This is a genomic window from Clostridium sp. CMCC3677, assembly GCF_023845585.1.
GTDB lineage: Bacteria > Bacillota > Clostridia > Clostridiales > Clostridiaceae > Clostridium > Clostridium aquiflavi.
In genome coordinates this window covers 60458-81054 of record NZ_JAMQHS010000010.1, presented here as the reverse complement: position 1 = coordinate 81054, position 20597 = coordinate 60458, and the positions used below count along the sequence as shown (strand labels likewise).

Here is a 20597-nt window from a genome sequence, read left to right as displayed (position 1 = left end):
ATTTTTTCTCTTTATACAACATGTAATTCTATATTTCTAATTTTAAGCAACAAATTTTATTTATGTTAATACTAAATCAATTCCTCCACAATCCCAAACCCCTGATTCACAGCAATATTATAAACTGGCATGACTTCTTTCTTTATCATCTTATAAAATTCTTCAATAGTTTTTTCTTCTTTAAATTTCTTAGCATCTTCTATTCTTAATAGTTCTCTATACTCTTCAATTTGGTTATTTCTTTTTTTATCTACTACAAAAGAAAAGGCTTTATATTGTAAATCACAGAACTTGTCTATATATTTATCATAATTTAATAAGTTATCACTTTTCTTGCTATTTATATTCTTAAATGTAGGTACTAAGTTCCATATTTGATCATGAAGTACAAAGCTCCAAGGTATAAAATGATCCATGCTTAGAACTCCATACTCATTATAATTTTCCTTTGTGAATTCTAGTCCTGTATAAATATCATTAATATGATTAGTTTCTATTATCTCTTTCCAAATCTTTGTTTGAGCTGTAAGATTTCTTTTCTTTGGAGCTTCTAATTTCATTGCTATTCCTGGTACATTAAGATTTCTTTTTTGAAGGAAAATCACAAGCTTATAATATGCCCATCCTTGAAGGATTCTATAGTTATTCTTTAAATAATTGCACCAATTTTCTCTGATTTTGATTCGTTTTTTCTTATTTACATCTATATAAATTTCATAAACACATTCTTCATCAGTTCTTGAAAGTTCTTCAATTATTTTTTCAACCTTTGATCTTTCTCCACGGGTATGTTCTCTAAAAAATGGTGATAAAAATCTATATGGCACATTATAAGTTAAATCCTTAAGCATCTTATTTAATATCTTATCTTCACAATTATATATAAAATCTAATAATTTCTTTTCATCATAATTACTTCCTAAATTATATGTATCCTCAATATAATTAACAACTTTAACTAAATTGTCACACAAACCAAAACTAAGCTTGTACTTAAGTATTGGATACCAAGCCAAAGTTACCATTCTACTTATAAGTTTTTTAAAATCTATATCAAAATTATCAAGTTGTATTTCTTCTAATAAAGCTAAAAGCCAATACATTTTATATGTAGCAGACATTTTATTATCATCTAACACTGCTGAAAACCTTCTATAATCTACTTCATTGCTATAAGGTACAAAGCTTATTTCTTTAGGTAATATTATGCCTTCTTTTTCTATGTAAATCTTATTCATTAAAATTCTCCCTATGTGCATTTTACTTCCATGAATATTTTACCATAAATATCAAATTTAATTATAAAAAAATAAGAGCCTACATTACATAGACTCTAATTCATATCTCACTCATGATAATCACTAAATCTTATTATATCTCTTAACTATTTCTAAAATGTCATTTCCATACTTATCAATTTTAACTTTTCCTAATCCCTTTATAATTATTAGTTCATCTTGATTTTTAGGATACTTTTCAACCATTTGATTTAACACATCATTAGTAAATACCATGTATGCTTGTATTTTTTCTTCCTTTGACTTGTTGTATCTATATTCTTTTAAAGCTAAATGAAGTTTTTCTTTAGGATCATTCCTTGAAATAACTTCTAATATTTCATCACCATATTTGTCCACTTTTACTTTTCCAATACCCTTTATATTTAATAATTCTTCTTTGCTTTTTGGATTATTCTTTATAATTTGCTCAAGAACTTCATTACTAAATATCATATATGGCTGTATTTTCTCTTCTTTTGCTTTATTATATCTATATTGTTTTAAATTTGAATATACTAAATTATAATTATTACCTTGTCCATCAGTCTCAATTTTTTCCTTCTTATCAGCCTTTTTAGATAACTTTTCTTCTTCTATAACTTCTTTTACATTTTCTATTATAGGAGCATTAACACTCTTAGATTCATTATTGCTTTGTTTTATATCTATATTTTTCTCACAATCTTGAATTTTAAATTCATTATTATCATTGTATTCAATATCCTTATTTTCTATTTCATTGTTACTTATACAATCTTCATCAATTAAGTATTTAGCTTTATAGTCATATGTAATAGCCTTATTATTTGCTATTAAAAAATTAGCTATATTATATAAATACTTTTCTAAAAGATCTCTTTCAATACTTACATCTTCAAAATCTTTCTTTAATATACTATTTAATTGATCGTACTTTACAACAATATCTTTTATATGTTTTGGACACTCTGCTTTTTTTATTATAGTTTTTGGATTTGCTATAACAACAAGTGATTTAATTGGAAAGTTATTTACTAAATTATCTTTTCTTAAAATTTCTTTAAGTATATTAATATGTCTTTCATTTTGAGTAATTGGACTTTCCATACCTTCTTTATAAAATTTACCTTGCTTAGTTCTTATAGTTCTTATAAAATCCCCATCTTCATTTATTTCAATATTTCCACTTAATTTTTTAGTTTCTAATACATAAATACATTTCTTAGTTATAAGTATAAAATCAAATTGAGCTGTAAATTCCTCATATTCTAGTCTAATATCATACAAAACAAGCATTGGAATAAATGAATTCTTTATTTGAAAGTAAACATTTTGTTCTCCTTTTAATCCTTCTTTTAATAAAAGTATATCTTTATCAATTTTCTCTTTGCATTCTCCTGAAACTTTTTTAGAAAGTTCTATAAGTTCTTTTAACTGTATATTTTCCTCTTCAAATTCCTTTAAAAATATAGTACTATTAATGGTTCTTTTACCATTAAACATTCTATATAACCCTTTTTCTAATAATGACACCTTATTCCCCACCCATCTTTATAATTAACACATATATTTTACCATATTCTATGTAAATACTTATTATTTAAGACTTGAAAATATAGATTATTCTTAACTTCAAAAAAATAAGAGCCTGAAATTAATCAAGCTCTTTCATATTCTTAATAAGCTAACAGTTTGTTCCTAATTCACATATTTTAATACCTCCTTAAAATCTTCTTCACTGTTAATTTCACCATTGTCATATTTTTCTCTTAATCACACTAAAAACGCTATTCAATATTCCAATTCAAACTTTAATTACATACCTTTTTATTTACTAACACCTTTTAGTAAAATTCCTTTTTCAAATCCTCCACGTTTAACTTTCTTTTTATGTCTAGCCTTTAAAAGATCTTCTTCACTATATCCTAAAGAATTAGCAAGTCCGAATATTACTTCCATTACATCTGCTAATTCCTCTAAATTTTTATCTTCAATAAATTCATTAACTTCTTCTTGAAGCTTCATTTCTAAAAATTTATATTTTTCTTCTTTAGATGCAATTTCTATTTTGCATTTTTTATCATCTCTTTCTATAATTTCAGGTATTCTATCTCTTACAAGTTTATTATATTCTTTATAATTTTTCCCCATATATAAAACTTTCCTCTCCAAATGTGCTTTTATGAATATTTTACCATAAATATCACATTTAATTACAAAAAATAAGAGCCTACATTACATAGACTCCTTTTCATAAATAATAAAAGTTATGTATAATTTTATAATTAATTATGTTTGTTGATAATTAATTCCAACCATCTTACAATCTTCACATATGTAGAAATACATTGTTCCATCATAAAAATTAATTGAATCGCTCTGAATCTGAGCTAAATATTTCATTTTCTTCTTGCAGCATGGGCATTCTAAATGAATACAGTCATTAACAAAATTTCCTCTTCCACCTATTGTAATTAAATCTTCACTAAAAGAACCATAATATTTACTTACTTTCTCTTTTGATAAAGTAAAATGCTTTGAACTCACTTCTTCTATTTCATCATCGTCATCATATTCATAGCCTTCAAATGGCATAAGTTCACTTCCACCATCCAAATCAAATTTACAGAATTCATCTTCATATGGAAGACAGTTTAAACATACCTTTATATTTATCTTTCCTTTTAAATTAATAAATTTTAACCTTTCATCATTTCCATCAATAGAGAAAATATCTACAAGCCTTGAATTGCATTCAGAACATCTTTCATCACTTATTGCTCCTACAATAACAGCTTCATCACTAATTTCTTCATCTTCAAACATAACATAACAATCATCATAAGCTAAGTTTATTTTTTTCTTGTTTTCATCAAATGTCCATCCTCCACATTCTGCATATACAGATGGATTAACATATAATTTTTCTCTCCACTTTGGAGGATTATTTTCAAATTCATAGAAAGCATTTAAAACAACATCATCACATATTATCGCAAGGCATTCTAATAATTTATTAGCAGTTAATGACTGTTCCGTATTCTTTAATCTTTCAATAAGCTTGCCTCTAACTTTTTCTGATGCATCCTTATACAGTTCCTTTGGATAATATACTTCATTATTACAAGCAGCCTCTGCAATTTCAGAGGTATCTGCATTTGTATAGCTAATTATATTTTTAGCTTTATCAATATACTCATCATCTTTAATATTATTAATTATTTCTTTAATTTGAATATTAATTTCTTCATCTGATAATGATTCATAAGCTTCTCTTTCCAATTTTGACTGACAATTTAGACATACACCTTGAACATATTTTTCTCTTCCACATATAGGACATTCATACATTCCTATTCCCCACCCATCTTTATAATTAACATATCTATTTTACCATATTCTATGTAAATACTTATTATTTAAGACTTGAAAATATAGATTATGCTTAACTTCAAAAAAATAAGAGCCCATATTACATAGACTCTTTCATATTTACTCATTATAATCCTGTAATTATATCCAATTTTAGATAATGTTAACATCCAGGAAGGATTACTTTAAAACTATGCTCAATTCTTGAATTTATAAACTTAACTTTCCCTCTATTTTTAAAGGCATTTGTTATTCGTTTAAACCCTTGCCCATTATTTAAAAATCTCTTTTCGTCATCTAAAGTTGTGAGTTTTTCATAAAGCCATATATTTCTTTTATTATAATGTATTCTTTCACTTTTACTATTTTCATCTATAAGTTCTCCAGGGCTTGAAACAATAACATTATTTTTTTCTATGGTAACTTCAATGATTCTATTTAAATCAAAATATTCTCTGTAAAGAACAGCATTTTTTATTGCTTCTGTTATAGCTGAACATGGATAATCACATTTAATTATTTCTGATAGTTTCTTTTCTGCCTTATCTATCATAGTCAAAAGATTCCCTTGAATAATATAAACATCACCATAATCATTGTTTAAGTTGTCCATAATTTTTATCATATTATTAGGAATACAAAGATAATTATCATCTGAAAAAACAAGAAGTCCTCCATATGTGCATATAAGCTCACTTCCATCCCTTTCTTGTGCCGCTATCCCAGATGAAAGAAGCAAAAACTCTTTATTTTCATCATTCATTTCAATTCCTTTATGATTAAAATATTTTTTTACAAGCTCCATATTAAGCATATCTATTTTGCTATTAATAAGAGGGCACGTTTCAATTGTCAAACTCAAGTTTTGCTCTAAAAGCGTTATAATTTCTTGTTTCCTCATAACATCAGTTGTTGAACCTCTTCTTATATAAAAAGCTCCATTTTCTCTAATCTGATAAGGCTTTTGTCCACCATCATAAATTGTTATTATTCCAATTTTTTTATTGTCTATATAAATGAAATCAACTTTCAAAGGTATAGGAGGCTCACACCTTGAAGTTATAATCTGCTGAATCTGTTCTTCTGTGAACAAATCTTCTTTTCCAACGCCCATTATCTTCTTTGTTTTATCCTGTATTCCAACTATGATATATCCACGTCCATATCCAGTATTGGCAATTGCACATATATCTTTTGACATTTCCTTCTTTCCACTATCGCTCACAAGATCAAGTTTCAATTTATAATCTAATTTTATTCCTTCTTCTCTCTTTAACAATGACATGAATTTTCTTTTATCCATAAACCCCTCCACCTAAATATTAAAATCCCCATTAATAAAATATATTTTTTTAAGGTCTTTAATATTTTACACCCCTGGGGTCCATAAAATTCCAACTACATTATAATTATATTTTTATCTACTATATATTTCTATACCATACTTATGAATTTGTTCTTTTACTTCTAAATTCAAAGAATCACTAAACAAAATGTCTGAAGAATAAATTCCAATAATATCATCTATATTCTTCACTAGATATATTTAACAGTAACTTTTCTATAGCATAAACATAATTATATGTTAAGTTAATTGATTCTCCATACTTATTTAGTATTCCACTCATTGCATATCTCCTTACATGATAGGTTATCTTATATTTAATTGTACATATTATTTAATGTTAATTCAATATTTACACACCACAGTATACAAAAAATTAGCTGAATGACTTAAACTTATTCTAATATACATATATAGTGATAGATTAAATAAGGAGGCTTTACCATGCAAAACGTAACTTTGAATAACGGCGTTGAAATGCCTATCCTGGGATTTGGTGTTTATCAAATTGAAGATACTGCTCAATGTGAGCAAGCTGTCTATGATGCACTTATGACTGGCTATCGTTCCATTGATACTGCATCAGTTTATATGAATGAGAAAGCTGTAGGTCGCGCCATCAAGCGTAGTCACATCCCTCGTAAAGAACTTTTTATCACTACGAAACTCTGGATTCAAGATGCCGGTTATAATAATACAAAAAAAGCATTTTCACAATCCCTAAAACGCCTGCAGCTAGACTATATTGATTTATATCTTATACATCAGCCATTTGGAGATATATATGGTTCATGGCGTGCTATGGAAGAACTATATCAAGAAGGTAAGATTCGTGCCATCGGTGTAAGTAACTTTCAGCCAGATCGTTTGGTCGATTTAATTATTCATAATAGGATTATTCCAGCTGTTAATCAAGTGGAAACAAACCCTTTCTGTCAGCAGGTTGAAAGTGCCATGCTAATGAAAGAAAACGGAGTGCAAATCGAATCTTGGGCTCCATTTGCAGAAGGACACAACAATATATTTAAGAATGATGTTCTAGTAACACTTGCTGAAAAATACAACAAATCAGTAGCGCAAATTGTTCTTCGTTGGCTAATACAACGTGGTGTAGTTGCTATTCCTAAATCTGTTCATAAAGAACGAATTATTGAGAATTTCAATATCTTCGATTTTGAATTAAGCAGCAATGATATGGAGAAAATTGCAATGCTGGATACAAAAGAAAGTTGTTTTTTCTCTCATAGTGATCCGAAAATGGTGAAATTGTTTAGTGAAGTTAAATATGACGTCTAACTTGCTTATCTAAAAAGAGTGTATCTACTTTTTAAAATTTATTTATAAAGATGAATAACGTAAACTTCTTCCGTGAATAATAAAAAATAAAGTAAGGTGGTGATGTTAATGGGTAATTCTCAATACAACAAGAACAAGAACGATAAGAGTAATACTGACAAAAATAAAAATAACAATAACAAAGATAAAGGCAACAATAAAGTAAAATAAAATATTGCATATATACTTTGTAAGTAGAAAAAATCTACTTATAACAGTAATAAAAGTGACAACAAATCTATTTTTCAAATGAAATGGGCTGTATCAAAATAAATTTGATACAGCCCATTTCTGATATTACTCCATTATTGATATTGTGCAAAATTACCATTCTTATTAAACGTAAGAGTTATAATAATTTTCTATTACATTGTTTGATTTCTTGTATATCTTTATGGAACTTAAACATCAAACCAGCAGTAGTAGCTTGAGCCATTGTTAAAACCTTTGAAGTAATTATATGAAACCTAACTTGCCTATTTTGCACATGGATATTCTTTCTGTATATATTTATGGCTTCTTTGCTATTAAAATCAATATACTGTTTTAAGGAATTAAAATATATTCCCCCTTCTTCTATTTTAAACTCATCATGATGTGTATGGGTTCTAATTACCCAATTCTCATAACTTTTATGATTATTTAATAAGTGAACATTAGCATGCTGAGGGACTGTCAAGTCTTGAATCAAATGACAAGCAGCACCTAAATAGAACATTGAATCTTTAATGTTGCCATGAGAATATTCATTTAATGATCTAGTATAGTAAGATATACATTCTCTTTTTGCATCACTACTACCGTATAATCCCTTGTTCCTATGTGGATTATAAAAATGATTACTGCTTTTTAAATCCTGATCAGCCCAAACTACTCCAGCATTAATATCACTTATATATGATTTCATAAGTTTATAAGCTTTCATATGTCCATCATTTTTTAATACTATTAAAGACTGAGTATTTATAAATTTATGAACTATACACTCAGCTTTCATTATTCTCTTCTTTACAGGATTTACAGTTTTCAGTATTTTTTTAAATATGTATGAATATAATTTTTCTAAAATTTTCATAATCATCATCCCTATAAATATATATTTATAATCTTAATTATTATAAACATATATTTAACTATTATTCATGTGGCATGTGATTAAATATTTTTTTATATTTTATAAATTAAAGTCTTATCTTTCCTCCATATTTTATTAATATATCTTTAATAGAATCATTTTGGCACAGATATAATGGAGTATGTCCTGCATTATTTTTTGAATTTATATTCAAGCCAAGGGAGATAAGAATTTTTAGAAAATCTTCGAAAGTTTCAGTATTACAATTTAAATAATCATTATGTAAAAGAGTATTTTTATATTTATCAGTATGTTTGATGTCTGCTCCATATTTAACAAGAAGGTTCAAAAGTTCTATAGAATAACTAAAGCTACAGCAAAAAATTGGAGTTTTACCTGCTATATTTTCAGAATTAACTTCAGCTCCTCTATCTAATAATAATTTAACAATTTCAATTTTAGGTGTTGTTCTTGCACATATTCTATGCAAAGGTGTTTCTTTAAAGTAACTTTGATGACTGTTGATATCTGCACCATTATTAATTAAAAATTCTATTACTTCGAAATAATTATTTTCACAATTATCTATGGCAAAATTAAGTAGGCTCTTATCATCACATTTTGCATTAACATTACCTACATTCTTTATAAAAGCTTTAAGTTCATCCAAATTTCCCTCTTCTATTATTGTTGAAATAGGTTTTGGCCTTGAACCAAATAAAATATCATAAATTTTCATTGAAAATTTCCTCCTAATATTTAATATTATAAATTAATTATAATATGTTTTTATCGGTCTTTTTATATTTTTCTTCATTTATTATATACAAATTTTTATATTAATATGATTTACCATTATTATTCTTATTAAAACAACACTATATTTTAACTGAATGTTGATATTGTAGTATAAAGCTCATGGACAGAGGAATCTACTTATCTCATAAATTAAAAATTCCCAACAATACTTACATTAAAAGTATTGTTGAGAATTTTAATGATGAAAGATTAACAACCCTCCATATAGTTTACCAATCTATTATAGTCTTCAGCTGTATCTGCATCTAATGTGCATCCAATGTCTTTAACAGGAACTGTTGCCATCTGATTTTTAAATTTTTCCCATATTTCTCTAAGACCACCTTGTGCATTAAACTTAAGTATATAATCTATGCATTTTGATGAAATCAAAGGAGGATGTTTTTTATATCCATCAATAGTTGGAAAGGAAACCATGGCATGTGTTCTGCACATGGTTTCTTTTACTGCAAGAAAAGTTTTGATATTAATGGCTGGCATATCCCCTGGAAGAAGATAAAATGCATCACAATTATCTAATGCTGATATTCCAATTTTAACAGATGTTAGCATGTCAGTTTCTGCATATTTTTCATTGTGTATAAATAGTAATCGTGAAGAATCATATTTATTATGAAGTAAAGATTCAATCTCTTTAGCTCTATGTCCTAATACCACAACCACTTTATTTACACCAGCATTAAACATACTATCAATACTATTTTCAATAATAGTTTTTCCTTTCAATTTCAAGAGTGGTTTAAACGCTTTCATTCGACTAGATAAACCCGCAGCTAGTATTACTCCATTTATATTCATTCAACTATCTCACTTTCATTAATAAATATAGTATTACAATGATTATATATTGCAAATTTAAATGTGCAAAAAAAGGATACACAGTTCTTGGATTTATTGAATAATTGTTATTGCAACATATATATTTTTTACTTTTTATAAAATGTATCTCTTAATGGGAAATGAGTACGGAATTTACCATCTAATCTATAATAAGCATGTGCACAAGCAGGCGCTGTTGGAATTAAACATAATTCTCCACAACCTTTTGCCCCATAAGTTTCAGGAATTTTCCCTTTAGCTTGTACCAGAATAACTTCAAGTTCAGGAGCATCCTTTGCTCTTATAAGTCCTAATGTACCTAGTTTTGTCTTAGGATATCCTCCTTCAACTTTAAATTCTTCTGTCAAAGCATAGCCTAATCCCATAACCATACCACCTTCAATTTGTCCTTCAACAGACTGAATATTAACTGCTGTTCCAACATCAAATCCTGCAACTGCTTTTACAACTTTTCCTTCTTCATTAAGAACCACAACCTGAGCTCCATAACTATAACTTACATGACTAATGGGATTATCTTTTATAGCTCCCATTGGGTCTGTCTTTGCAGAATACTCTCCAAAAAATTCTCTACCTTCTAAATCTTCTAATGTTAATCCCTTATCTAGTTCTGCTTTTAATTTTTCAGATACTCTTCTTACAGCTTCACCTGTTACTACAGTTTGTCTTGAAGCAGTACTAGTTCCTGAATTAGGTGTACGAACAGTATCTGGTCTTTCATGTATAGTAAGAGCAGGATCTAAGCCAGTTGTTTCACACAACACAGTAGTACACATTTGTGCAATTCCTTGTCCCATACAAGCTGCAGAAGTTCTAATATGAACTTTACCATTTTCTATAGATAAAATACAACGACCAATATCCTTATGTCCTACACCAGTTCCACTGTTTTTCCATCCTATAGCAATACCTGCATATGGATTTGATTCATATACATCCTTAACAGCTTCCAAGCATTCTACAATAGCAACGCTTTCATCAGCTATCTGACCATTTGGTAATACTTGACCTGGACGAATTGCATTACGATAACGGATTTCCCATGGTGAAATACCTACCATTTCTGCTAAAAGGTTAATATTACTTTCAGTAGCAAAACAACTTTGTGCTGCTCCAAAACCTCTGAATGCTCCACTAACAACATTGTTAGTATAAACTGACATTCCAAGTATATCCATATTTTGATAATTGTATGGTCCGCCTGCATGAGTACATGCTCTTTCTAATACTGGTCCACCAAGAGATGCATATGCACCTGTATCAGCAATAATAACAGCTTTCATGGCAGTTAAATAACCATTTTCATCACAAGCAGTTGTCATTTCTATTCCCATTGGATGACGTTTAGTATGATAATTTAAGCTTTCTTGTCTTGAGAATTTTACTTTTACTGGTTTTTTAGTATACCATGCCATTAATGCTGCGTGGTGTTGAACACTCATATCTTCTTTACCACCAAAGCCTCCTCCAACAAGTTGAGCATGAGAATGTACTTTTTCCATTGGAATTTGAAGCATAGTTGAAATTTCACGTTGTTCATCATAAACAGATTGTGAACTAGTATATAACAAAAGACCATCTTCTCCTTCAGGCATAGCAATTGCACATTCTGGCTCCATAAACCCATGCTCCTGACATGGTGTCTGATACTTTCTTGTTACAACATATTTAGAATTTTTAATTGCCTCAGCCGCATTACCACGTTGAAGCATAGCTCGACTCATAATATTTCCATCAGAATGAATTAAAGGTGCATCTGACCTTAAAGCATCTGTTGGAGAAGTAACAGGTTCCAGTTCTGTGTAATCGACTTCAATAAGTGCGCAAACTTCTTCAAGTTTGTCTTTGTGATAAGTTGCTACTAATGCTAGTGCATCTCCTATATATCTAGTTGTTTCACCTTCAGCAATCAGTACATCCCAATCTTGCTTTATATGTCCAATACGTTTGTTTGGAACATCCTTTGCTAATAAAATTTTCACACAATCTGGATGAGCTTCTGCTTTACTTATATCAATTTTATTTATAATAGCCCTTGGATATTTAGAATGAACTGCTTTTGCATAAATCATTCCAGGCAATTCAATATCATCTACAAAAATTCCTGTTCCATTTACTTTTTCAGTTGCATCAACACGTTTAAATCTTTGTGCCATCTTTAATTCAGTTGGGTTAGGTGCAATTTGAATATTATTTCTAAAATATTCTGCTGCCATTAAAATCGCTTCTTCAATTTTCTTATAGCCTGTACAACGACAAATATTACCATTAATTGCTTTCTTCACATCTAATCTTGTTGGATTAAGATTAACATCTAATAGAGCTTTTGCACAAATCACCATTCCTGGAATACAGAAACCACATTGAACTGCGCCTGCTTCTGCAAAACAATGCTCATAAACTTCTTTTTCTCTAGGACTTAATCCTTCTACAGTTAAGATCTTTTTTCCTTCAAATTTTGATACTTTTTGTATACAAGCTTTTACTGCTTTTCCATCAACTAATACAGTACATGTCCCACATGCACCTTCACTACAACCATCTTTTGCAGAAGTGATTCTCAAATCATCTCTTAAAAAAGATAGTAATGGCTTGTCTATTTGAGAAAACACATCTTTACCATTAATATTTAATTTAAACATAAATACCCTCCTATTTAGAATAATTTAGCAAATTATCTTACAATTATTATAAAACGGAGGATATTTTCCTTCAAATTCTTTGTGAAAAGAACTCGTTTATATAAGATTTTAAAATAGTCGTTCAAATTCGTCCTTTGCATACTGGCGAACATTCTCTTCAAACTGCTGATATTTTTTTAAAAATTCTAAACCTTCTTTTGTTAAACAAGTTTTTCCACCTTTACTGCCACCATGTTTTCTTTCAACCACTGCATAACCTAGTTCTTCTTCCAACTGGTTTAGCATATTCCATGCTTTACTATAAGACAATGCCATGTGCCTACATGCACCTCGTACAGAATTCTTATCATTAATCAAGATTAAGAGTAATTTTGCTCTTGAATCAAAGAATGAGGATTCTTTTTCTATACTAATTTTAACAAAAGGATGTAGTATACGTTGATTATGTTTTATTAAAAGTTGGTCTAATTGATCAATATAATCTGTATCATAGATAATACCTTCATCTTCTACATCTATCCATTCTCTTGTAACCCCAATATTTTTAATAGCTCCTCGCATTCCTATATTTCCATCATATTTTAGAATTCTAGGAATCAATTCAGAAGATATCAAAAGTGGATGTCCAGATTTCCCATGATACGATGGTGAAACCAATCCTTTACCACATTCTATCATAGTTTGAAGGGTCTCTGTTGTAAACATTGGAATACTTACTGGAGTAAATATTACCTGATCACATTTATTCTGTAAAAAATCTAATCCTATCTTTGCAGAATCAAATTTCCTTGAATTTTCATACTGATTGTTTTTCAAAAATATAACACCATAATTAGCTAAATCACGTTCAATTTCCTCAGCTTTATATCCGGTGATTATCACAATTGGTGAAATAGAAGCCCCCTGAAGAGTTAAAACAATCCTTTTTATTATAGTAATAGAACCAATTTTTAATAGTGGATCAGAACTAATTCTTTTTGATGATTTTCCAGCAGCAACAATTATTCCACCTGTTGTTTTCTTCTCATTTTTTCTCATATCTACTATACCTCTTACTCTACTTAAGTAATATTATCTTATTTGTAAACTACTCTTTACTTACTTCATTAAAAATCTGACTTATAATGCTTAATATTAGCACTTTAGATTCCATATTAATTTTATACATTATTTCCTTAGTTTTCAACCAACTTCCATCTTTAATAGTTCTATATACTCTTCAATCTAGTTATTTATTTTACTATCTATTAGAAATATGAATTTAATGAATTTTAATTTAACTTCCAATTACCTGCTTTCTCTCTTACTTCCCAAAACTTTTTATATACCCCTTTTTCTTTAATTAACTCATCATGTATTCCTTTTTGCACAATCTGTCCATTTTCCATGACTAAAATTTGATTTGCTTCTTTAATTGTAGATAATCTATGAGCTATAACAATAAGAGTTTTGTTTCTGACTAATTCACTAATAGCTTGTTGTATATAAAATTCATTTTCAGGATCAATGCTAGATGTTGCTTCATCTAATAAAACAATAGACGCATCCTTTAATATAGCACGCGCAATTGATATTCTTTGTTTTTCTCCACCAGAAAGAGATGAACCACCTTCTCCAATAATAGTATCAAATCCATCAGGCAAATTTTTTATAAATTCATAGCACCTTGCCTTTTTAGCAGCTTCTTCTATTTCTTGCATTGAGGCATTATATTTTCCAAGCCTTATATTATTAGCAATAGTATCATTAAATAAATATACGTTTTGAAAAACTATAGTGATATGTTTTAATATAGAATCACAAGTCATATTCTTTATATTAACTCTACCAATTTTAATACTACCTTTTTCTACATCCCAAAATCTTGCAATTAGTCTTGTTATAGTAGTTTTTCCGCAACCTGAATGTCCAACAATAGCTGTCATGCTTTTTTCTGGAATATGAAAAGATACATTATTTATTACTGTTTCATTATCGTTGTACCCAAAGCTTACATTTTTGAAATCTATGTTAAAAGAACTTAAATTTATGTCTTTTGTATTTTCATCAATAAGAGGAAATTTTTTTATATTTTCTATTTTATTTAAAGAAATCTCTAACATTCTAGTTAATCCTGTAATACTACCTAATGCTTCAACTGGTGTATAAATACTAAAAATAGCCACTAAAATAACAATCATTTTAATAATAGATAATTTTCCATTTAAAACTAAATAAGGTGATAAAAATAGAATTATTCCACAGGCTATTTTTAGTGATAAAGAAAATAAAGTATTTAATGGAATAAATTTTAATTCTAGATTGCAATTAGCCCTGCTATATTCATCAAAAGATGATTTTATTCTGCTATTACTATTATTGGAAAGGTTAAATAATTTAAATATTGAAATGCCTTGTATATATTCAAGAACAGAAGATACGACTTTTACTTGTGCTTCTTTTTGAGTTTTTGTAAGCTCTAGAGCCTTCTTTTGCATTAGGTTTAAGATCAAGATTGCTAAAAATAATCCTGTTAAAAATACAAATCCTATTTTCCAATCAAATATTATCATGGCTATACATGTAACAAATACATTAATTATTGAATTAACCATTTTATCTAAGATAAATGGAGCCTGCTTTTCAACAAATTGCATATCTGATGTGACAGTATTAGTTAATTCTCCTAGATTGTTTTGATTAAAGAATCCCATAGGAACTCTTTTTAATTTTTCTCCCATATCTAGACGTTCTTTTGCAATCATTTGATATCCTGTATGTCCTTGTAATCTATAAGTTGTAAATTTGCAAATTATTCTACCAATAATTCCAACTAATAAAATAACAGTACATTTTATTATCACATTTATTTCAACCATTGGTTCTATAGAATTATCCAAATTAATTCCTTTAAAAAAGTAGAATATTGCAATCAATGGAAATGATTCAAATATCCCATCAATAAAGCTATAGATAAAACTTTTCTTAATATTTGAAGACATATTCCCAGATAACTTTATAATTTGTTTTAATGTTGTAAACATTGTTTGCCCTCCTTTACACTCCAAGATTTTGAACCTATATGAGCTTCCCACATATCCCTATAAAGAACAGAAGTTTTTAACAATTCATTATGATTGCCTTCACTTACAATTCTTCCTTTATCAAATAAAATAATTTTATTTGCATTTACTATTGTTGATAATCTATGAGCGATTACAATAAGGGTTTTGTTTTTTGTTAAATTATTTATAGATTTTTGGATTATTTCTTCATTCTCTGGATCTGTAAATGCTGTTGCTTCATCTAAAATTACAATTGGAGCATCTTTTATCATCGCTCTTGCAATTGCAATTCTTTGACGTTCTCCACCTGAAAGTAATTCACCAGCATCACCAACTTTAGTTTCAAATCCTTTAAGTAATTTTGATATAAAATCTAAGCATCCAGCATTTTTAGCAGCAGATTCTATTTCATCATCTGTTGCAATTTTATTACCAATTCTTATATTTTCTCTTATGGTCATATCAAATAAGAAATTTTCTTGAGAAACAAAGCTTATTTTATCCATTAATTGTTTAAGTGGAATATTTTTTATATTCTCTCCCCCAACCATAATGTTGCCTTCATTCACATCCCAAAATCTTGCAATCAATTTTGCAATAGTTGATTTTCCAGCTCCAGATGGACCAACAAAAGCTGTCATTGTCTTTGGTTTTATTTTAAAAGAAATATCATGTAATACTACTTCTTCTTCATATCCAAAATTCACATGATTAAATTCAATACTCTCATCTTTAAAGTCTATATTTTCTAAATTTTGTTGTAACTCTTTTGTAGAAAGTATTTCTTTTAATTTACTGTCAGTAAAAATAATTGTTGGAATATTATCTGTAAACTCAATTAATTTCATGATTGGCGGAGCAATTCCTAATGATAAAATCATACCTATTATAAAAGTTGAAAGTTCAATCTTATTATATCTTAGAAGAGTAGCTCCTATAGGTAAGACAAAAGCAATACTAGCTGGCATTATTATATTATATGCACTTAAATAAGGCCAACAATGAGAAAACCATTTTGTCATTACATCTCTAAAATGTATTACAGAATTGCTGAATTTTTCTATAGAAGATAAAGTTTGATTAAATGCTTTTATAACTTCCATACCATTAATGTATTCAACTGTACTTGAATTTAAAAGAGCTTTTCCCTGATTAAATTCCTTAAATATTTCCATGGCACCACCTTTCATCATAATAGCATAGATTATAAAACTAATAATTATTGGTACTAAACTTGCTAAAGCTAAACGCCAATCTACAATAAATAGATAAGTGATTATAGCAATAAACCCTAATAAATTTGAGCTTATTTCTGGAATTGCATGGGCTAATGGATATTCAAGTTGCTCCATATCATCAATAATAAGTTGCTTGTACTCACCAACTTTTTTCTTTTTTAATTCTCCCATAGACATAAAAGCTAATTTATCAACAATCTCATATCTAACAGCATTGATTGTGTTGTATGCTAATTTATGTGATATAGCAGTTGATAAGTTAAATAATATAATTTTTAAACAAAATCCAACTCCCCCTATTATTGATAAATAAATGATATTAGAAACCGTACCAGTTTTTAATATTATTACTGTAAGTATTTTTGTCACAATAAAATATGGGATTATTCCAAATATTACACTAAAAATAGATAATACAATTGAAAGTGCCATTTTTCCATTATACTTTTGTACAAATGAAAGAATCCCAGAATATTTTGTTTCTTCCATGTTTGTCCTCCTTTTTAATGACTATATTTATATTTTTGGTCATTTAACAATTTAACTATACCTCTAAATAATATTTTTATCAATAAAAATATTGAGAATAATTCTTAATTTTATATTTAGACACATTCAAAAAAATAATAAACCAGTATGCTCGTCTCTTTGATCTATTATTTTATTTCATGTGCCTTAATTGACATGTAAAACATACTATGATAACGTATTAAATGACTAATTTTAATTATATATTCATATATTCTAAGGAGTGAAAAAGTTATGCCATTAATTTTTGATGAAGAAACAAAAAAACATTTAAGGAAGCAAATGTTAGAGAATGGCTTTCAATTAATTAAACTTTATGGTTTAAAAAGAACAACTGTTGAAGATATAACAAAGAAATCAGGAGTCGCAAAAGGAACTTTTTATAATTTTTTTAAAAATAAAGAAGATTTTGTATATGAAATAATAATTTTTAAGAGAGATAAAGCAAAAGAGGAATTTCAAAATTTATTAGATGAATCTAAACAATTAAACAGAGCACAATTAAAAAAATATTTAGAAATATTAGTATTCGGTGATTATAACCTTTTTGTATATCTTAATGATGCTGAAATTGCTATGTTAAAAGCTCGCTGGCCACAAGAATACCTTATAAATGAAAAAAATGATGAGAATACTTCATTATGGATTTTAAAACACATTAATAATATTTCAGAAAATTGTAATTGGAAAGTTTTTTCAAATTATATTAAATCTATTGCCATAATCCAAGTTAATAAAGAGCAATTACATAAAGATGCATATAAAGAAACCTTAGAACATTTTATTAATAATATTTTAGATTATGTTTTTATATAAATTAAACCTTAAATCACATAAACTTCACATAATTTCATAAGAGTTTCTTTTAACAACCATCCTAAAATACCATGAAACTAATGTATACTAAATAAATTACCTTTTATTTTTATATATATATTATATAATAATATACATAATATATTTCTTGGGAGGTTTATTTTTATGAATAATCAATTAACAGAAGAAAATATGAAAAAATTAAGGGAAGAATTAGACTATAGGCTAACAGTAAAAAGAGCTGAAATAGCGAAGGAAAAATTAGTAGCTGCTGCACATGGAGATAGATCAGAAAATGCGGAATATAAAGAAGCTTGTGCTAATTATAGAGAAAATGATAATAGAATACAGTATTTAATGACTATGATTTCAACTGCAACTATAATAGATAGTGAAACTGTAGATAAATCAGTACTTGGAATTAATAGTAAAGCTAAAATAAAATTTATAGAGGATGAAGATGACGCTATTGTAACATTAGTAACTACTATGGATTTAGACCCTGAAGCTATGCGTATAAGCATAGAATCTGATTTAGGAAAAGCATTAACAGGTAAAAAGCAAGGAGATATAGTTGAAGTAAATGCTCCTGGAGAAAATTACAGAGTAGAAATTTTGGAAATCTTATAATAATTAATTGTTTTAGAATACTGTAAATAAAATAACATTATAATCTTTATTTAAATGAAATCTAAGTCCACTTACTTAGTTAATGTTAATTCTATATTTTATAGGTATAAGTGAACAAACTAAAAATAGTTGTAATATAACAACAAAAGAATAGAAATTTTATATTAAAATTATTTTTTGTAGAACTTTTATATCTATTTTCATATTATAAACTATAAACAAAATAATATGAATAAAAAAGGAGATACTAATGAAAATTATGGAAGAAAATTTAATGTCAGATTATAATTGTTATCCTAAAAAACAAAAACCATGTATATGTCAATGTGAATGTGTTCATCATGAAGGACAAGAACCTGGAAGAGCTATTTTAAAATGTGGTTGTAGCGGTTCAGCTCCAATTCCAGTAGTGAGTGCTAATACTTTAGGTACTGTTAAACCACTTCCTCTTGCTAATGTTAGCATCGATACTACTAATTTAAAAAATCCAACAACAGTTTTAACTTTTACTTGTGAAATACAATCTGTTCTTGACGTTTCTTTAAGATTAAACTTTTTAATTAAAAAAACTACTAAGAATGGATATTGTGAATATATTTGTGGAACTCATAGTTTCTCAGATGTTATAGAATTTGTTGGAATTCAAACTTTCTCATTCCAAGTTTGTGATAATTCATTATGTAACGACTGCGTAACTTATACTGTAGAATATGTTCCAATTGATTTCATTTTAAATCTTGGTGGTTCAATTAATAACGCTACTTTAACAGCACTTGCAGTAGAAAATTTATGCTAAATTTAATTTAAATCTAGTTCAAATAGTATATGTGGGTTGTCTCAAAATTAAAATAAATCACAATAGATATTATTAGATAGTTCTCTATCCTTACTATGTATTGTGTAAAAAGTATTTTGAGACAAACCCTATCATATATGTTTTATATCAATTTTTAAAAGAGGTATTAAATGAAAAATTGTGATTATATCAATTATGATTACTACGTACCTATGGGGAAACCAGGTTCGTTAATTGCTAAAATTCCAATAGTCTTAACTTATTTTGAATTTTCTTTCCCATTATATTTTAAACTTGAGCCTAATAATTATATTAACTTAAATGATAATAGTCGTAATAGTAATAGAGTTATTATAGATAAGATTTCATTAAATAAGAATAAACAGTTAATAATTAATGGTATTTTTATCAAAAAAATTAAATGCTCAGATATGTGTGACGCTGAATCATCAAATAAATGCACTACTATAAAAATATCTATAAACAAAGTCTTAAATATAAAATTTTTGCATAAACCTAATTTATCTACTAATAAAACAAATATTTTTAATAAACATAATATTAATCCTATAAAATATACTATAGAACATGTTAAAATATCTGATAGTTCTTATTCATCCCAAAATAACAATTCTATAAATAAAATTATTTTATCTATAAAACTTTACTTATCTCAAGTTCAAAGTGTATTCATTCCAGAGCCTGATGGTAATTTTGTACTACTAAATAAAAACTCTCCAAGCTTTAAATGTACTAATCCTAATTGTTCAGATCTGTATGTTGTAGGATTCAACAAAGATAAAGGCTTAATTGCCGATTATAATTATAATTTTTATAAATAAAGCTGCTGCAAAATTA

General features: G+C 27.5%; 17 protein-coding genes. 5 read left to right on the top strand and 12 right to left on the bottom strand.

Going from position 1 to position 20597, the window contains the following annotated elements; all coding sequences use genetic code 11:
* Positions 1–71: 71 nt before the first annotated feature.
* From NG901_RS13490 to NG901_RS13470, 5 genes are all read right to left on the bottom strand, one after another.
* Complete coding sequence (locus NG901_RS13490) at positions 72–1238, bottom strand: HNH endonuclease domain-containing protein (RefSeq protein ID WP_252215580.1); 1167 nt, start codon at positions 1236–1238, stop codon at positions 72–74.
* 123 nt (positions 1239–1361) lie between these two features.
* Positions 1362–2792: an HRDC domain-containing protein gene (locus NG901_RS13485; RefSeq protein WP_252215577.1), complete on the bottom strand. Its 1431-nt coding sequence runs from the start codon at positions 2790–2792 to the stop codon at positions 1362–1364.
* A 294-nt stretch (positions 2793–3086) separates the two neighbouring features.
* A complete protein-coding gene (locus NG901_RS13480) occupies positions 3087–3410 on the bottom strand; it encodes a nucleoside triphosphate pyrophosphohydrolase (RefSeq protein ID WP_252215568.1) in 324 nt (107 codons plus the stop codon).
* Positions 3411–3548: 138 nt separating this feature from the next.
* Positions 3549–4610 carry a hypothetical protein gene (locus tag NG901_RS13475; protein ID WP_252215567.1) on the bottom strand — a complete coding sequence of 354 codons (1062 nt, stop codon included), beginning with the start codon at positions 4608–4610 and terminating at the stop codon, positions 3549–3551.
* A 184-nt stretch (positions 4611–4794) separates the two neighbouring features.
* The gene (locus NG901_RS13470) at positions 4795–5934 is read right to left on the bottom strand and encodes an AlbA family DNA-binding domain-containing protein (RefSeq protein ID WP_252215565.1); all 1140 of its coding nucleotides are present in this window, start codon (positions 5932–5934) and stop codon (positions 4795–4797) included.
* Positions 5935–6420: 486 nt separating this feature from the next.
* On the opposite strand from NG901_RS13470, the gene NG901_RS13465 reads away from it, so the two are divergent.
* A complete protein-coding gene (locus NG901_RS13465; protein ID WP_252215564.1) occupies positions 6421–7272 on the top strand; it encodes an aldo/keto reductase in 852 nt (283 codons plus the stop codon).
* 388 nt (positions 7273–7660) lie between these two features.
* On the opposite strand, the gene NG901_RS13460 is transcribed toward NG901_RS13465, so the two are convergent.
* The 7 genes from NG901_RS13460 to NG901_RS13430 form a co-directional block, all read right to left on the bottom strand.
* Positions 7661–8386 (bottom strand): zinc dependent phospholipase C family protein, encoded by a 726-nt coding sequence (locus tag NG901_RS13460; RefSeq protein WP_252215563.1) that lies wholly within the window; start codon positions 8384–8386, stop codon positions 7661–7663.
* Positions 8387–8492: 106 nt separating this feature from the next.
* The gene (locus NG901_RS13455; RefSeq protein ID WP_252215562.1) at positions 8493–9125 is read right to left on the bottom strand and encodes an ankyrin repeat domain-containing protein; all 633 of its coding nucleotides are present in this window, start codon (positions 9123–9125) and stop codon (positions 8493–8495) included.
* 269 nt (positions 9126–9394) lie between these two features.
* The gene (locus NG901_RS13450) at positions 9395–10003 is read right to left on the bottom strand and encodes a nucleotidyltransferase family protein (protein WP_252215559.1); all 609 of its coding nucleotides are present in this window, start codon (positions 10001–10003) and stop codon (positions 9395–9397) included.
* Positions 10004–10131: 128 nt separating this feature from the next.
* A complete protein-coding gene (xdh, locus tag NG901_RS13445; protein WP_252215557.1) occupies positions 10132–12687 on the bottom strand; it encodes a selenium-dependent xanthine dehydrogenase in 2556 nt (851 codons plus the stop codon).
* A 108-nt stretch (positions 12688–12795) separates the two neighbouring features.
* Positions 12796–13725, bottom strand: a complete 930-nt coding sequence (locus NG901_RS13440; protein WP_252215549.1) for an NTP transferase domain-containing protein — start codon at positions 13723–13725, stop codon at positions 12796–12798.
* Positions 13726–13958: 233 nt separating this feature from the next.
* On the bottom strand, positions 13959–15710 hold the full coding sequence (locus tag NG901_RS13435) for an ABC transporter ATP-binding protein (RefSeq protein ID WP_252215546.1): 1752 nt from the start codon (positions 15708–15710) through the stop codon (positions 13959–13961).
* Positions 15695–17458 carry an ABC transporter ATP-binding protein gene (locus tag NG901_RS13430; RefSeq protein WP_252215544.1) on the bottom strand — a complete coding sequence of 588 codons (1764 nt, stop codon included), beginning with the start codon at positions 17456–17458 and terminating at the stop codon, positions 15695–15697. Before NG901_RS13430 ends, NG901_RS13435 begins: the two co-directional genes overlap by 16 nt.
* Positions 17459–17731: 273 nt before the next feature.
* Here NG901_RS13430 and NG901_RS13425 point away from each other — a divergent pair, with 273 nt between their 5' ends.
* From NG901_RS13425 to NG901_RS13410, 4 genes are all read left to right on the top strand, one after another.
* Entirely contained in the window at positions 17732–18313 is a 582-nt protein-coding gene (locus NG901_RS13425; protein ID WP_252215542.1) for a TetR/AcrR family transcriptional regulator, read from the top strand.
* Positions 18314–18478: 165 nt separating this feature from the next.
* A complete protein-coding gene (greA, locus tag NG901_RS13420; RefSeq protein WP_252215540.1) occupies positions 18479–18943 on the top strand; it encodes a transcription elongation factor GreA in 465 nt (154 codons plus the stop codon).
* Between the two features lie 250 nt (positions 18944–19193).
* Complete coding sequence (locus NG901_RS13415) at positions 19194–19739, top strand: DUF4489 domain-containing protein (protein ID WP_252215538.1); 546 nt, start codon at positions 19194–19196, stop codon at positions 19737–19739.
* Between the two features lie 170 nt (positions 19740–19909).
* The gene (locus NG901_RS13410; RefSeq protein WP_252215536.1) at positions 19910–20581 is read left to right on the top strand and encodes a hypothetical protein; all 672 of its coding nucleotides are present in this window, start codon (positions 19910–19912) and stop codon (positions 20579–20581) included.
* The last annotated feature ends 16 nt before the right edge of the window (positions 20582–20597 follow it).

Bases quoted from the DNA above. Each gene is read 5' to 3' on its own strand.
- NG901_RS13480 (WP_252215568.1), bottom strand. From the start codon at position 3,410: ATGGGGAAAAATTATAAAGAATATAATAAACTTGTAAGAGATAGAATA.
- NG901_RS13425 (WP_252215542.1), top strand. From the start codon at position 17,732: ATGCCATTAATTTTTGATGAAGAAACAAAAAAACATTTAAGGAAGCAA.
- NG901_RS13410 (WP_252215536.1), top strand. From the start codon at position 19,910: ATGAAAAATTGTGATTATATCAATTATGATTACTACGTACCTATGGGG.
- NG901_RS13475 (WP_252215567.1), bottom strand. From the start codon at position 4,610: ATGTATGAATGTCCTATATGTGGAAGAGAAAAATATGTTCAAGGTGTA.
- greA (WP_252215540.1), top strand. From the start codon at position 18,479: ATGAATAATCAATTAACAGAAGAAAATATGAAAAAATTAAGGGAAGAA.
- NG901_RS13490 (WP_252215580.1), bottom strand. From the start codon at position 1,238: ATGAATAAGATTTACATAGAAAAAGAAGGCATAATATTACCTAAAGAA.
- xdh (WP_252215557.1), bottom strand. From the start codon at position 12,687: ATGTTTAAATTAAATATTAATGGTAAAGATGTGTTTTCTCAAATAGAC.
- NG901_RS13470 (WP_252215565.1), bottom strand. From the start codon at position 5,934: ATGGATAAAAGAAAATTCATGTCATTGTTAAAGAGAGAAGAAGGAATA.
- NG901_RS13460 (WP_252215563.1), bottom strand. From the start codon at position 8,386: ATGAAAATTTTAGAAAAATTATATTCATACATATTTAAAAAAATACTG.
- NG901_RS13455 (WP_252215562.1), bottom strand. From the start codon at position 9,125: ATGAAAATTTATGATATTTTATTTGGTTCAAGGCCAAAACCTATTTCA.
- NG901_RS13440 (WP_252215549.1), bottom strand. From the start codon at position 13,725: ATGAGAAAAAATGAGAAGAAAACAACAGGTGGAATAATTGTTGCTGCT.
- NG901_RS13415 (WP_252215538.1), top strand. From the start codon at position 19,194: ATGAAAATTATGGAAGAAAATTTAATGTCAGATTATAATTGTTATCCT.
- NG901_RS13450 (WP_252215559.1), bottom strand. From the start codon at position 10,003: ATGAATATAAATGGAGTAATACTAGCTGCGGGTTTATCTAGTCGAATG.
- NG901_RS13465 (WP_252215564.1), top strand. From the start codon at position 6,421: ATGCAAAACGTAACTTTGAATAACGGCGTTGAAATGCCTATCCTGGGA.
- NG901_RS13435 (WP_252215546.1), bottom strand. From the start codon at position 15,710: ATGTTTACAACATTAAAACAAATTATAAAGTTATCTGGGAATATGTCT.
- NG901_RS13430 (WP_252215544.1), bottom strand. From the start codon at position 17,458: ATGGAAGAAACAAAATATTCTGGGATTCTTTCATTTGTACAAAAGTAT.